At 29.9% G+C, this 15,726-nt stretch carries 13 protein-coding genes; 10 read left to right on the top strand and 3 right to left on the bottom strand.

The window, feature by feature from the left end:
• The first annotated feature begins 72 nt into the window (after positions 1 to 72).
• The 9 genes from porU to OD91_RS03585 all read left to right on the top strand — a co-directional run bounded on the left by porU (position 73) and on the right by OD91_RS03585 (position 11,283).
• A complete protein-coding gene (porU, locus tag OD91_RS03625) occupies positions 73 to 3,468 on the top strand; it encodes a type IX secretion system sortase PorU (RefSeq protein ID WP_144895037.1) in 3,396 nt (1,131 codons plus the stop codon).
• Positions 3,469 to 3,504: 36 nt separating this feature from the next.
• Entirely contained in the window at positions 3,505 to 4,617 is a 1,113-nt protein-coding gene (gene porV / locus OD91_RS03620) for a type IX secretion system outer membrane channel protein PorV (protein WP_144895036.1), read from the top strand.
• A 28-nt stretch (positions 4,618 to 4,645) separates the two neighbouring features.
• On the top strand, positions 4,646 to 5,128 hold the full coding sequence (cdd, locus tag OD91_RS03615; RefSeq protein WP_144895035.1) for a cytidine deaminase: 483 nt from the start codon (positions 4,646 to 4,648) through the stop codon (positions 5,126 to 5,128).
• On the top strand, positions 5,129 to 5,512 hold the full coding sequence (locus tag OD91_RS03610) for a group III truncated hemoglobin (RefSeq protein WP_144895034.1): 384 nt from the start codon (positions 5,129 to 5,131) through the stop codon (positions 5,510 to 5,512). It abuts the gene before it with no gap.
• 124 nt (positions 5,513 to 5,636) lie between these two features.
• Positions 5,637 to 6,701 (top strand): 3-oxoacyl-ACP synthase III family protein, encoded by a 1,065-nt coding sequence (locus tag OD91_RS03605; RefSeq protein ID WP_144895033.1) that lies wholly within the window; start codon positions 5,637 to 5,639, stop codon positions 6,699 to 6,701.
• 62 nt (positions 6,702 to 6,763) lie between these two features.
• Positions 6,764 to 8,299 carry a glutamine-hydrolyzing GMP synthase gene (guaA, locus tag OD91_RS03600; protein WP_144895032.1) on the top strand — a complete coding sequence of 512 codons (1,536 nt, stop codon included), beginning with the start codon at positions 6,764 to 6,766 and terminating at the stop codon, positions 8,297 to 8,299.
• Complete coding sequence (locus OD91_RS03595) at positions 8,290 to 9,894, top strand: LysM peptidoglycan-binding domain-containing protein (RefSeq protein ID WP_144895031.1); 1,605 nt, start codon at positions 8,290 to 8,292, stop codon at positions 9,892 to 9,894. Before guaA ends, OD91_RS03595 begins: the two co-directional genes overlap by 10 nt.
• 24 nt (positions 9,895 to 9,918) lie before the next feature.
• Entirely contained in the window at positions 9,919 to 10,374 is a 456-nt protein-coding gene (locus OD91_RS03590; protein WP_144895030.1) for a DUF4442 domain-containing protein, read from the top strand.
• A gap of 108 nt (positions 10,375 to 10,482) precedes the next feature.
• Positions 10,483 to 11,283, top strand: a complete 801-nt coding sequence (locus OD91_RS03585) for a TIGR00266 family protein (protein WP_144895029.1) — start codon at positions 10,483 to 10,485, stop codon at positions 11,281 to 11,283.
• A gap of 69 nt (positions 11,284 to 11,352) precedes the next feature.
• On the opposite strand, the gene OD91_RS03580 is transcribed toward OD91_RS03585, so the two are convergent.
• Positions 11,353 to 12,006, bottom strand: coding sequence for an SPOR domain-containing protein (locus tag OD91_RS03580; RefSeq protein ID WP_144895028.1), 654 nt, complete (start codon positions 12,004 to 12,006; stop codon positions 11,353 to 11,355).
• 146 nt (positions 12,007 to 12,152) lie between these two features.
• On the opposite strand from OD91_RS03580, the gene OD91_RS03575 reads away from it, so the two are divergent.
• Positions 12,153 to 12,716, top strand: coding sequence for a hypothetical protein (locus OD91_RS03575; protein WP_144895027.1), 564 nt, complete (start codon positions 12,153 to 12,155; stop codon positions 12,714 to 12,716).
• Between the two features lie 37 nt (positions 12,717 to 12,753).
• On the opposite strand, the gene OD91_RS03570 is transcribed toward OD91_RS03575, so the two are convergent.
• Both OD91_RS03570 and uvrB read right to left on the bottom strand, forming a co-directional pair.
• Positions 12,754 to 13,563 carry a hypothetical protein gene (locus OD91_RS03570; protein ID WP_144895026.1) on the bottom strand — a complete coding sequence of 270 codons (810 nt, stop codon included), beginning with the start codon at positions 13,561 to 13,563 and terminating at the stop codon, positions 12,754 to 12,756.
• A 146-nt stretch (positions 13,564 to 13,709) separates the two neighbouring features.
• Positions 13,710 to 15,698: an excinuclease ABC subunit UvrB gene (gene uvrB / locus OD91_RS03565; RefSeq protein WP_144895025.1), complete on the bottom strand. Its 1,989-nt coding sequence runs from the start codon at positions 15,696 to 15,698 to the stop codon at positions 13,710 to 13,712.
• Positions 15,699 to 15,726: the final 28 nt, after the last annotated feature.

The following is a 15,726-nucleotide window of genomic DNA, read 5'->3' as shown; positions in this document are numbered from 1 at the left end:
TGCTTTAGTATAATAATTCTATGAATGCGTTAAAATATGTTCAGATATTTTACGTTCTTTGAGTGAATATATATGAAAAAAAACGCACTACTATTTTTCTTTTTAATCCAATGTTTTTATGGATTCACTCAAGTAACAAAATCTGTTTTATCAGAAGGAACTTGGTTCAAGTTTTCTATTGATACTACCGGAGTATTTAAAATTGACAAAAACTTGTTAGGTCAAATAGGAGTTGATGTTAATAATATAGATCCCAGAAAAATTCACATCTATGGAAATGGTGGAAATTTATTGCCAAATTTAAATAGTGCTCCTAGATATGATGATTTAAAAGAGAATGCTATATATATAGAAGGAGAAGGTGATGGTTCTTTTGATGCGAACGATTTTATTCTTTTTTATGCAAAAGGCCCTCATGATTGGGTAGTAGATTCAGTAAATAAAACAGCAAAACATAGGCAAAATATATATTCAGATAAAGGGTATTACTTTATTAAGGTTGATGCTAGTAATGGAAAAAGAGTTACAAACAAAACTCCTTTAACCAACACTTCAACACAGCAACTAACAACGTTCAATGATTTTGTTTTTTATGAAAAAGAACAAGTAAATTTATTTGCAGCAGGATCACAATGGTTTGGTGAGAGTTTTGCTGTAGAAAATAAGCAAAATTTTAAAATACCATTTAATAATTCAGTACAAAATAGTGCTATTACTGTAAATGTAAATGTAGTATCTGCTTCTACTAGCACTACATTTTTTGATGTTACTTTGAATAATCAAAATAATTTTAAAATGGGATTGCCTTTAATTTCTCCAAGCGGATTAACAAAAGCGGGTACAACATTTAAATCAATTACGTTTAATAATTCAGCTAACGAAATTGATGTTGTCATGACCTATGATAATGCCGGAAATCCTTCCTCAAAAGCATATTTAGATTATATTGAGATAATAGGAGAAAAACAATTAATAGTTAATGATAAACAATTTTCATTTAGAAATTTTAATCAAGCAACTTTAACAGGGATTGCGGAATATAGTATTCAAAATGCTACTAATATTTTTCAACTTTGGGATGTAACTGATCCTATTAATCCAGCAAAAATCAATAATGAAAGCTCGGGAGGAAACTTTACTTTTAAATCTAATAACGGAGTTTTAAAAGAGTTTATAGTTTTAAATGAATCAGATTTTTACGTTCCAGAAGCAATAAAAGACGGAAAAGTAGCCAATCAAAATTTACACGGTTTACAAGATGTAAATTATTTAGTAATTACTAGTTCAGAACTTTCAGAACAAGCACAGCGTTTAGCAGATTATCATCAAGAAAACTCAAACTTAACTTCCAAAGTAGTAATTCTGGAAGAAATATATAATGAATTCGCTTCAGGATCTAAAGATATTACAGGGATAAGAGATTTTATTAAACATCTATATTCAACAAATACAGTTGCAGATAAGAAATTAAAATACGTTTGTTTTTTTGGTGATGCTTCCTACGATTATAAAGATAGAATTACAGAGAATAATAATATAATTCCTGTCTATGAGGCATTTAATAGCTTTAATCTAGCGTTTTCTTATGTTACAGACGACTATTTTGTGATGTTAGAAGATGATGAAGGTATTATGCGAAGTTCTGATACTGTAGATGTTACATCAGGAAGAATACCAGTTTCAGATTTGCAGCAAGCAAAAGAAGTTGTAGATAAAATATTGAGTTATTATAATTTAGATTCATTTGGAGACTGGCGAAATACAGTTACTTTTTTAGCAGATGATATAGATGCAAATTCTGATATTTCATTACAAAGCGGTGTAGAAAAAATTGCAGACTCAGTAAGAAGCAAAAAACCAATTTTTAATGTAAATAAAATCTATGCAGATGCCTTTAAGCAAGAAAACTCTTCGGGTGGAGAACGATATCCACAAGTAAGTAATGCAATTACAAATGCAATCGAAAAAGGGACTTTATTATTAGATTATTTTGGTCACGGAGGAGAAGATGGGTTTGCATCAGAACGATTTTTAGAGAAAACACAAATTCAATCTTTTAACAATCCTAAAACGTTACCATTACTTGTAACTGTAACTTGTGAATTTTCTAGGTTTGATAACCCAAATAGGGAAACGGCTGGAGAATTAACTTTTTGGAATCCAAATGGTGGTGCGGTAAGTATGATTACAACTACAAGAGAAGTTTTTATTTCTACAGGACAGAGTTTTAATGAAGATTTAGTAGAGATTTTATTAGAATTTAATGATGAAGATTTAACAATAGCAGAGTCTTTAGCAAAAGCAAAAAATGAGTTTCCAGGTTCAATTCAAAAATTCTTTATTTATTATTTTGGCGATCCAGCTATGAAATTGGCAATTCCACAACCAAATGTAAAGATTACCAAAATGAATGGTGTTGATATTACTCAGAAAATAGATACACTTAAAGCCTTGTCTAATGTTAGTTTTGAAGGAGTCGTAACAAATAACTCAAATAATACGCTTACAGATTTTAACGGAACTTTATCTACTATAATTTTTGACAAACCTATAGAGAAATCAACATTAGATAATGATGGATTTGGAATAAAAAACCTTTTTGATACCCAAGACAGTAAAATGTTTAGAGGGAAATCTACAGTTCAGAATGGAAAATTTAAGTTTGATTTTATTGTGCCAAAAGATATAAAAGTTGCTTTTGGAAATGGGAAGTTAAGTTTTTATGCAGAAAATGGAAAAATTGATAAAGCAGGCTCAAATTTTGATATTATTGTAGGAGGAATCAATAAAAATGCACCCGATGATTCAGTTGGTCCTGAAGTCAATTTATTTATGAATGATGAATCCTTTATAGATGGAGGGAATGTAAATGCGTCGCCAAATATTATTGTAAAGCTGTCAGATATTAGTGGAATAAATACCTCAATTACTGCAATAGATCACGATATAGTTGCCGTGTTAGATGGAGATGATTCTAATCCGATAGTGCTAAATGACTTTTACGAAACCGAATTAAACGACTTTACAAAAGGGAAAGTAACTTATAAACTAAGAGATTTATCAGTAGGTAATCATACCTTGAAAATTAAAGCGTGGGACACGTACAATAATTCATCAGAAGCTACGTTAAACTTCGTGGTAGTAAGCGACGCGATCTTTAATTTAGAGAATGTTTTAAACTATCCAAACCCGTTTGTAAACTATACAGAATTTTGGTTTAATCATAACAAACCAAACGAACCTTTAGAAGTTCAAGTTCAAATATTTACAGTATCAGGTAAATTGATTAAAACAATTAATCAAACCATTACAACAACGGGGAATTTATCAAGGTCAATCACCTGGAATGGTTTAGATGATTTTGGTAATAGAATAGGAAAAGGAGTATATATTTATAAATTAAAAGTGAAATCAACCATTAATAATCTATCAGCAGAGAAGTACGAAAAATTAGTAATACTTCAATAAAAGTTAGATATTTGCCAACCAAAACAAACAAACAAAATGAAGAAATTAGGAATATGTTTACTGTTATGTAGTCTTTTTATTACAAAAATTAATGCACAGACTAGAAGCGGAATTACAACGGCAACACCGTTTTTATTAATTGTACCCGATGCTAGAGCAGGAGGGATGGGAGATGTTGGAGTTTCTACTTCTGCAGATGCAAACTCATTATTTCATAATCCATCTAAAATTGCATTTAGTACAAGACAAGTTAGAGTTGGTTTAAATTATTCGCCATGGTTGCGTAATTTAACCGATGATATTTTTATAGGTAGTGCATCTTATATTAATAGGTTTAGTGAAAATGCAGCTTGGGGAGCAGATTTTAGATATTTCTCTTTAGGTCAAGTAGATTTAACAGATACTGCTGGAAATCCTACAGGAACAATTAATCCAAATGAATTTACTTTATCAGGTACATATGCTTTAAAATTAAGTGAGACTTTCTCTATGGGAGTTAGTTTACGTTATATAAGTTCTAATTTAAAGTTAAACGTTCAGAATCCAACTCTACAGGCAATTAACTCTTTTGGAGTTGATGTTTCAGGATATTATCAATCAACTGAAGAGAATTACGGAACTTTTAACGGGCGTTATCGTGTAGGATTTAATATTGCAAATATTGGACCTAAAGTATCTTATGTTGCAGGTGAAGAAGATTTTATACCAACAAACTTAAAGTTTGGTGGAGGTTTTGATTTTATTTTAGACGATTATAATATTGTAAGTGCAAATTTAGAATTTACAAAACTTCTAGTTCCATCTCCACAATTAGATGGTTCGGATCAAGATAAAGGATGGATTTCTGGTATTTTTACTTCTTTTGGAGATGCTCCAGGAGGATTTAGTGAAGAGATTAAAGAATTTACATGGGCATTAGGTGCAGAATATTTATATAACAATGCTTTTGCATTAAGAGCTGGATACTTTAATGAAAGTGAATTAAAAGGTAATAGAAAGTATTTTACTTTAGGTGCTGGATTTAAAACCAACGCATTAAATATAGATTTATCCTATTTAATTAATTCATCAGATATAAATAATCCATTAGAGAATTCACTTAGATTCGGATTGTCAATGGATTTAGGAGAAATTTGGGAAGATTATTAGTATCTTAGTTTTCTAAAGAACCTTCTTTATGAAAAAAATTGAAGTGAATGCTTCAGCTATAGTATATAATGATATTTCAGAACTTTCTGAAGCGGATTTAACTTTAATGAAAGCCGCAATATCAGCAAAACAAAAAGCATATGCTCCATACTCTAAATTTAGTGTTGGAGCAGCTTTTATTTTAGAGAACAATCAAATTGTTACTGGGAATAATCAAGAAAATGCAGCGTATCCTTCTGGTATGTGTGCAGAGCGTATTGCTATTTGGAAAGTAGGCTCAGAATATCCAAATGTTAAGATTAAAAAATTAGCTATTTCTGCAAGTTCTTCAAATAAGATTGTAGACAAACCTGTAGGTCCTTGTGGAGGGTGTAGGCAAACATTGTCTGAATATGAAATCAATCAAAAAGAACCTATAGAGGTTTTGTTTATGGGAGAGAAAGGTGCTGTTGTAAAAGTAGAATCTATCCTTTCTTTACTACCTTTTTCTTTTGATAGCTCTTTTCTTTAAATGAAATCAGATATTACTACAAGAGAAGATATTGTAATTCTCATTGAATCTTTTTACCAAAAGTTATTAGATGATGAGCATATGTCACCTTTTTTTAAAGACATTGTAGCGAAAGGAAAATTAAAACATCATTTGGAAGTCATTACCGATTTTTGGGAAGATATATTATTACACTCAACTAAATATAAAAACAATACAATGCAAAAACATGTTGATTTTGCAAGTAAAATTCCTTTTAAAAAAGAGCATTTCAAAATTTGGGTTTCGTATTTCTTTAAAACGCTAGATGAACATTTTTTAGGAGAAAATGTTGAGGTTTTAAAAAATAGAGTACGGTCAATAGCAACAGTAATGCAACTTAAGTTGAATGTGTATGAAAAATAATATATTGCTTCTCTGCCTAATTTAATATGATTTTTACGTTTGAACTTTCCATAAAAATATTTTTTTCGAGTTTTTTTACACGATAACTTAATTATTTTGCAAAAATAAATCGATAGTATATTTTATGATTTCATCAATAATATCTGGTACTGGATCTTACATTCCATCAATAGAAAAAAAGAATACTGATTTTTTAGATGCAGAATTTTTAAATGAAGATGGTACAGCGTTTTCAAATTCTAATGAAGAGATTATTGAAAAATTTAAATTGATTACTGGTATAGCATCAAGACGATATGCGGAGGGAAAGTATAATACTTCGGATTTAGCTGCTTTTGCATCAGAAAAAGCAATTAAAAAGGCTGGAATAGATAAAGAAGAATTAGATTATATTATTGTTGCACATAATTATGGAGATGTTAAAAGTGGTTCTACATATGGAGATTTATTACCAAGTTTGGCGTCAAGAGTAAAAAATAAATTAGAAATTAAAAATCCTAATTGTGTTGGGTATGATTTGTTATTTGGTTGCCCAGGTTGGATTGAAGGAGTCATTCAAGCAAATGCATTTATAAAAGCAGGAATTGCTAATAAATGTTTGGTGATTGGTGCAGAAACATTGTCTAGAGTGGTTGATGAATTTGATAGAGATTCTATGATTTTTAGTGATGGAGCAGGGGCTTGTATTATTGAAGCTAAAGAAAATGTTAAAAGTGGAATTTTACAACACGCAACTCAAACTTTTGCAGAAGATGAAGCTTTTTATCTTTTTAATGGAGACTCATATAATTCATCTAAAAAAGATACCAATAAATATATAAAAATGCATGGACGCAAAGTGTATGAATTTGCACTTACAAACGTTCCAAAAGCAATGCAATCGGCTTTAGATAAAAGTGACGTTAGTATAGATGAGGTAAAAAAAGTATTTATCCATCAAGCTAATGAAAAAATGGATGAAGCTATTATAAAGCGTTTTTTCAGGCTATATAAAAAGCAAGTTCCAGAACATGTAATGCCAATGAGTATTCACGAATTGGGTAATAGCTCTGTTGCTACAGTACCAACATTGTTAGATTTAGTAATTAATGGTGAATTAGAAAATCACGAACTCAATAAAAATGATGTAATTATCCTAGCCTCAGTAGGAGCTGGTATGAATATTAATGCGATTGTTTATCGTTATTAAAAAACTTCAAAAAATCTAAATTCAAATACTTAAAATTTGAATTCTAAGTACTATTTTTGCACATGCAACAACAGAACGTACTTATTTTAGATTTCGGATCGCAATACACACAGTTAATTGCGCGCCGAGTAAGAGAATTAAACATTTATTGTGAGATCCATCCTTACAATAAAATTCCACAAAATTTAAACGAATTTAAAGCAGTAATTCTTTCGGGAAGTCCAAACTCTGTTCGGTCAGAAGATGTGTTACATCCAGATTTATCAGAAATAAGAGGGAAAAAACCTGTGTTGGCGGTTTGTTATGGAGCGCAATATTTAGCGCATTTCTCTGGTGGATTAGTTGCGCCATCTAATACAAGAGAGTATGGTAGAGCAAATTTATCATTTGTAAAAGAAGGAGAAAGTTTCTTTAAAAATATTTCTAAAGGAAGTCAAGTTTGGATGAGTCATTCAGATACGATTAAAAACTTACCAACTGGCGGAACTTTATTGGCAAGTACAAATGATGTAGAAAATGCTGCATACAAAATAGAAGGAGAAAATACGTATGCAATTCAATTTCATCCAGAAGTATATCATTCTACAGATGGAAAACAATTATTGCAAAATTTTTTAGTTGATATAGCAGAAGTTGCACAAACCTGGACACCAGATTCTTTTGTAGATGAAACAGTTGCAAATATTAAAGCAAAAGTTGGGAGTGATAAAGTTGTTTTAGGATTGTCTGGAGGTGTAGATTCTACAGTAGCTGCGGTTTTATTACATAAAGCAATCGGAACTAATTTACACTGTATTTTTGTGAATAATGGGTTGTTACGTAAAAACGAATTTACTGATGTATTAAAGCAATACGAAGGTATGGGCTTAAATGTAAAAGGCGTAGATGCTTCGGCACGTTTTTTGGATGAACTTGCAGGATTAAGTGATCCAGAAGCTAAACGTAAGGCAATTGGTAAAGTTTTTATTGATGTTTTTGATGATGAAGCAAATCAAATTGAGAATGCTAAATGGTTAGCACAAGGAACCATTTATCCTGATGTAATTGAGTCAGTTTCTGTAAATGGAGGTCCATCTGCAACGATAAAAAGTCATCATAATGTAGGAGGTTTACCAGACTTTATGAAGTTGAAAATTGTTGAGCCTTTACGTATGATTTTTAAAGATGAAGTACGTAGAGTAGGAGCATCAATGGGAATAGATAAAGAGTTGTTAGGACGTCACCCTTTTCCAGGCCCAGGTTTGGCAATTAGAATTTTAGGAGATATTACGTCAGAAAAAGTTCGTATTTTGCAAGAAGTTGATGCTGTTTTTATCAATGGATTAAAAGAACATAATCTATATAATAAAGTATGGCAAGCTGGAGCAATTTTATTACCTGTTAACTCTGTTGGAGTAATGGGAGATGAGAGAACTTATGAAAAAGTAGTTGCTTTAAGAGCTGTTGAAAGTACAGATGGAATGACAGCAGATTGGGTAAATTTACCGTATGAATTTTTGCAAAAAACGTCTAACGAAATAATAAATAAAGTAAAAGGTGTTAACAGAGTTGTTTATGATATTAGCTCTAAACCACCAGCAACAATTGAATGGGAATAGAACATATGAAACATCTTAAGGTATTAGTTTTTCTTTGTGTATTAACGTTTGCTGTTTCTTGCGGCCAACAAAAAAAATATGTTGAATACACCGTAAAAAAAGGAGAAACTATTAGAACGATAGCTAAAAATCTAGATATAAAGACTAGAGATTTGTTAAAGTTAAATCCAGACGTTTCTAGAAGACCAGAAGCAAATACGGTTATTAAAATTCCTAATAAAAAGTTTAACACCGCTGTTTCCGAAGAAAAAATTACCGAAAAAAAGGATTCAATAATTGCTGCTGTAAAAGATCCTGTTTCTGAACTAGATTTATTGAAAAAACAATATGTAGTTCATAAAGTAAAACCAAAAGAAACCATTTATGGTTTAAAAAGATTTTACAATGTTACAGAAGAAGATTTAATGAATTTGAATCCGTTTTTATTTGATGGATTAAAAATTGGACAAATCATAAAAATTAAACCTATTAATGAAGGAGAAGAGGTTGAAAATTTAATTTATAAAGATTCAGTTCAAGATAACGCAACTTTAAAATTAGCACTATTATTACCTTTTAGAGCTAATGAATACGATAGTATTTCTTCTAAAACATTATATAAAAATAATAGGTTAGCAAACATTGTTTCAGATTTTTATTTGGGAGCAGAGTTAGCAATTGATTCGTTAAAACAGCATGGAGTTTTAGTCTATCTAAATGTTTTTGATACAGGGAAAAAGAATTCTAAAATAAAAAGAATTCTTTCTGAAAATGATTTAGAAGAAAATGATGCTATTATTGGCCCTTTATATTCTGATGAAGCTAAAGTTCTAGCCAATAACATTTCTAAGACACCCGTTATTTTTCCTGTCTATTCAAAAAGTCAGTCTAAATTCTCATCTACAGATATTATTAAGACAGCACCAGAAAGAAAAGAATATGTTTCAGCTTTAGTTGATTATATAAAAGAGAATTATACAGAAGGAACTATTACTGTTGTAGGTGATAATACTGAAGATTCGAATTACGACTTGTATAAGGTGAAAAATAGCTTAACAAAACATGATTCTATAAATGTAGTTTATCAGATTTCACCTAAAAAAGGATATATCAAAAAAGATCGTTTTTTAGAGGTTTTAAAACCATCAACAAATAATTGGGTTGTGTTGGCTACCAAAGACAATGTTGTTGCTTCAGATGCTATTAATAGCTTAATTAGTTTGCCAGACTCAACATCAGTAAAAGTATTTGCCTTAGATAAAGCAACCACTTTTGATAAAATTGATAATAGAAAATTAGCAAAAATTGGATTTACTTTTGTTACCGATACGTATATTGATGAAACTTCTTATGCAACTCAAAGATTTAATCAAATGTATTTTGATAAAAATAAAGCCTTGCCTTCATATTATGCAACGAAAGGTTTTGATATTACCTATGATATTTTAATGCGTTTAGCATCTGGTAATAGTTTAAAAAGTACGTTTAAAAAAGGAGCTTCTTACAGAGTAGAAAGTAAATTTGATTATTCCAAAAAAACCTTTTCTACTTCAGAAAATAAAGGATTATTTATTGTTCAGTTTAATCCAGATTTAAGCATTACTAGATTAAAGTAATATAATTTGTTTATTTTTAAGAGTATGAAATTCACACCAAGAAAAGTAAACTTATTTAATATTATAAAATTACCGTTAGCCTTCTTTGGCGGTGTACGCGTAAAATCAATTACAGATTCAGAAGTTGTTGTGACTATTAAGCATAGATGGATGAATCAAAATCCTTTTAAATCGATGTTTTGGGCTGCACAAGGAATGGCTGCGGAGTTACCGACTGGTCTTTTAGTTATGAAAGCAATTCACGATTCTAAAAGAAAAGTTTCGATGTTGGTAACACATCAAGAAGCAGATTTTTTCAAAAAAGCTACAGGTAGAATTACCTTTATTTGTAAAGACGGAAATGATATTAGAGAAGCAATACAGAAATCTATTGAAACTGGTGATGGACAAGTTCTCGTTTTAACTTCGGAAGGAAAAAATGAAGAAGGAATTATCGTTTCTAAATTCTCTTTTCAATGGAGTGTTAAAGTTAAGAATTGATTTGTTTTAATTTTTATAATTTAAAAATGTAACAATTTTATAATACAGGCTACTAATTTATAGAATGAAGTAGTAAGAGATTTTTAATTTCACCTAACACCTAACCATATGAACGCACACGAAATAGATTACCGCATTTTTGGCGAAGAAATGCAATATGTAGAAATAGAATTAGATCCTCAAGAAGGAGTAGTAGCAGAGTCTGGAACATTTATGATGATGGATGATCAGATGAAAATGAATACTATTTTGGGCGATGGTTCAAATCAAGAAAAAGGATTGTTGGGGAAGATATTTTCAGCAGGAAAAAGAATACTAACGGGTGAAAGTTTATTCATGACCGTTTTTACAAATAACGGACAAGGAAAAAAACAAATATCATTTGCATCACCCTATCCTGGAAAAATTATTCCAATCGATTTAACCGAATTTGGAGGTAAATTTATTTGCCAGAAAGATGCGTTTTTATGTGCTGCAAAAGGAGTTTCAATTGGAATAGAGTTTTCTAAACGATTGGGTAGAGGTTTGTTCGGCGGAGAAGGGTTTATCATGCAAAAGTTAGAGGGAGATGGAATGAGTTTTATCCATGCTGGAGGAACTATAGCTAAAAAAGTGTTACAACCTGGAGAAGTTTTAAAAGTTGATACCGGTTGTATTGTAGGATTTACAAAAGAAGTAGATTATGATATTGAGTTTGTCGGTGGTATAAAAAACACTGTTTTTGGAGGTGAAGGAATGTTCTTTGCTACTTTACGAGGTCCTGGAACTGTGTTTGTACAATCATTACCTTTTAGTAGATTAGCAGGAAGAGTATTGTCTATGGCGCCAAGAACTGGAAAAGGTGGTAGAGGAGAAGGCAGTATCTTAGGTGGAATTGGAGATATATTAGATGGTGATAATCGTTTTTAGAGAATTAATAAAGTTTTTCAAAAATAAGTTAAGTTCAAAAGTATTTCTTTTTTATATGTGAATTAATAATTACTTCATTTTATAAACCCATGTTTCTGGATTAAAATCATATTCTTCTTCCATTTGGTATAAATGATTATACGCTTGGTTTAGTGTATTAAACGATTTAATACTAACTAAATGGTTATTTTGATGACTCTTAAACACTGTACTTTCAGTATTTTGTTTTTTTAGTTTTCTTTGTAAAGCATAGGCGTTAGATTCTATTTCGTAACTACCAACAATTACATGATAGGGTTTAGAATTTTTAATGTCTAATATCTTTGTGATAGAATTAATTTTTTCAGTCAGATTGTTTTCGTTTGATTTTATTTTTGAAGCTTCTAAATATATTTTTTTTGCTTTTTCATATTCTTTATTTTCAAGTAAAGTATCAGCTTGTTTTATTAAATCATCATATTTATTGTTTTGCTTAATTGCAATTAATTCTTCAGCTTTTAAAAGTTGATTTTTAGCATGCGAATCACTTTTATTTACTTTTAAAGCGTTCTCATAATAAATTTTTGCTATTTCAAATTCATTATTTTTGAAAAGTGAATCTGCAATGACAACCTCTTTCTTATATGCTTTTTTATCTTTAGATGAACAAGACGCTAGTATGAGACTAATTGATACTAAAAATAGAAGTTGATAAATTGATTTTGTTTTCTTTAAAATTTTCATTTGCAAGAGTTTTTCGTTTAGTTGTTAAATATATAATTTTTTGAATAAATGATTTCATCATGTAGTTTTTCTATAATTTTATACTTTCCTAATCTTTAGTATTGATTTTTTGAATTATATTGTTAAGCACTAATATTTATTTAATTATGAAGAAACTTTTACTACTAATTTTATTTCCATTACAACTAATTGCCCAAGAAACACCTAATTCAGTATTGTTTTGGGATTCATTAAAAAGTCATTGTGGAAAAGCATATGAAGGAAAAATAATTGAAGGTGCAAAAGAAGGAGATGGATTTACAGGTAAAAAATTAGTAATGCATGTTCGTTCTTGTAAAGAGAACACAATTAGAATTCCGTTTTTTGTTGGAGAAGATAAATCCCGTACATGGGTTTTTACTATGAGTGATGAAAAATTAATTCAGTTAAAACATGATCATCGGCACAAAGATGGTTCGGAAGATAAAATTACACAATATGGTGGCTCTAACCCAAATACTGGTTTAGCTGCTATTCAGTTTTTTCCAGCAGATCAACACACCGCAAGTTTAATTCCATATGCTTCTAATAATGTTTGGTGGATTACCTTAGATAAAACATCTTTCGCTTATAATTTAAGAAGAGTTGCTACTGATAGATTCTTTTCTGTAAAATTTGACTTATCAAAAGAGATAGAAACTCCAAGTGCTCCTTGGGGAAGTGAAGAGTAAGTTGATTTTTTAAAATTTAAATAATGTTAACTAAAGTTTACTTATTTACACTTGCTAATTTTTTATTCCATTGTCTTTTATATCTTTTGTATGTTTTTTTTCGTGTGAGTTTTTTTTCTTTATTAAAGTGATTTGAATTAAAATTTGAAGTATAATAATTGCCATCAGGATAGATAATAATTGTTTTAAAAGATTTGATTCCATCATTAAAAATGTTACTTAAAATAGAAGTTTTATCTTCAAAATAATTATATGTATTTAATTGATTTTTTGGAAAACCTTTATTTAATTTATAGAGGTGAATTAATTCAGTATTTTTGTTAATATTTTTATTTTCATCATTTATTTTTTTAATATAATCTTTTAAGCTAATTAAATGTTTGTGTTTTATGCATCTATGTTTAACCATGTTTTTCTTACCACCATTTCTATTTGAAGTAATAAGTTTTTTTCTTTTTCCTTTATTTGTATATAACCAAGAAATTGTAGAATCAAGGCATTTAATTCTTGATTTGTTAGGCATTTTTTTAATATTGGGAACCGAATCTAAAAAGTGGAATAACCATACTTTATTAGTGTCAACACTATATCTTTTTGATAATAGTTTATTTAACTGACTTTTTTTAGAACCACCAATTCTACCTAGGAATTCTTTAAATTTTAATTTTTTAAAAGTTGCTGTGTCATTCGATAAAATTACTACTTCAAATAACTCAGAATTAAATTTCTTTTTATATTTTGAAAAGTTAACAAACTCATAATTTTCGTCAACATAAATTATTTTTTTACTTTGAGAAAGTAATATTGATTTTGCTGAGCAAAAAAATATTAATAAAATTATTTTCAATTTTATTTTTTTAGAATATAAATTTAGTAACATTTTTTAATGTTTTTTTATTATAACTTTAGTAATAGACTAAGAGTATGTAAATAATTTAGTAATCTAATACTTTTATTATAAATATATTTATTTTAAAATATTGAATTAGTTTTTTATAATTTCTCTTTTAAAACTTTAATTTCATCACGCAGTTGAGCAGCAACAATAAAATCTAAGGCTTTTGCCGCAGCTTCCATGTGTTTACGTTTTTCTCTAATACGTTTTTCTATTTCTGGTTTAGTTAGGTATTCTAATTCTTGTTCTGCGGCTTTTTGTGCAGCACCATCATAATGATAACTAGACACGGTAGATTTAGACAAAGAATCGTCAATTTTTTTATTAATCTGAGTAGGGGTGATATTGTTTGCAGTATTATATGCGATTTGTTTTTCACGTCTACGGTCGGTTTCGTCCATGGTTTTTTGCATGCTGTTGGTAATTTTATCAGCATACATAATGGCAATTCCATTTACATTTCTTGCGGCTCTACCAATTGTTTGTGTAAGTGAACGATGTGAGCGTAAAAAGCCTTCTTTATCTGCATCTAAAATTGCGACTAAAGAAACTTCTGGTAAATCTAACCCTTCTCTTAGTAAATTTACACCAATCAACACATCAAACAATCCTTTACGCAAGTCTTGCATAATTTCTACACGTTCTAAAGTGTCAACATCAGAATGAATATATCGACAGCGTATAGAAACTCGGCTTAAGTATTTTGTCAATTCTTCCGCCATTCTTTTAGTAAGTGTTGTTACTAAAGTACGCTCGTCTTTTTCTACTCTAACTTGTATTTCTTCAATTAAATCATCAATTTGATTTAAACTAGGTCTAATTTCTATTTCTGGGTCTAATAATCCTGTTGGACGAATGACTTGCTCTACAAATACACCTTCTGTTTTTTGTAATTCGTAATCTGCTGGTGTTGCTGATACAAATATGGTTTGATTTTGAATGGCTTCAAATTCTTCAAACTTTAGTGGACGATTGTCCATCGCTGCTGGTAATCTAAAACCATATTCTACTAAGTTTTCTTTTCTACTTCTATCGCCCCCGTACATGGCGTGTGTCTGTGGAATGGTAACATGACTCTCGTCAATAATCATTAAATAATCCTCTGGAAAATAATCTAATAAACAGAACGGTCTTGTGCCAGCTTCTCGTCCGTCTAAGTAACGAGAGTAGTTTTCAATCCCAGAACAGTAGCCTAATTCTCGAATCATTTCTAAATCGAATTCTGTACGTTCTTTTAATCGTTTTGCTTCTAAATGTTTCCCAATTTCTTTAAAATAATCAACCTGTTTCATCATATCTTCTTGTATCTGATGAATGGCGTTTTGTAACACATCTGGTGAGGTTACAAACAAATTGGCTGGATAAATAGTAAGTTCTTCAAACTTTTCTATTACCTGATTATTCACAATATCAAAGGATTCTATTTCTTCAATTTCATCACCAAAAAAATGAATACGATAGCCATTATCGCCATAAGAAGGGAAAATAGTAACTACATCACCTTTTACTTTAAACGTTCCGCTTTTAATTTCAATATCAGACCTAGAATATAAACTAGTTACTAATTGATGTAAAAACTTGGTTCTAGAAATTAGCTGACCAACTTCAACTGGAATAACATTTTTCTTGAATTCGACAGGATTTCCGATACCATACAAACATGACACTGAGGCAACTACCAACACATCTTTTCTACCTGAAAGTAGGGAAGAGGTAGTGCTTAATCGCAAACGCTCAATATCTTCATTAATTGATAAATCTTTTTCTATATAGGTTCCAGAAACGGGTATATAGGCTTCGGGTTGATAATAATCGTAATAAGAAACAAAATATTCTACAGCATTTTGCGGAAAAAACTGCTTAAACTCAGAATATAACTGTGCTGCCAAAGTTTTATTATGTGCTAAAACTAAGGTAGGTTGGTTGATGTTTTGCACCACATTTGCAACCGTAAATGTTTTACCAGAACCTGTAACTCCTAATAATGTTTGGAATATTTCTTGTGATAAAATTCCTTCCGATAGTTGTTTTATTGCTTCTGGTTGATCTCCTGTTGGTGAAAATTCTGAGACAAGTTTAAAATCCATATCTACAAAAATACGGATACTTTCCTAA

Origin of the sequence: Lutibacter sp. Hel_I_33_5 (assembly GCF_007827455.1) — a bacterium.
GTDB lineage: Bacteria > Bacteroidota > Bacteroidia > Flavobacteriales > Flavobacteriaceae > Polaribacter.
This window is presented reverse-complemented; position numbering and strand designations above follow the sequence as displayed.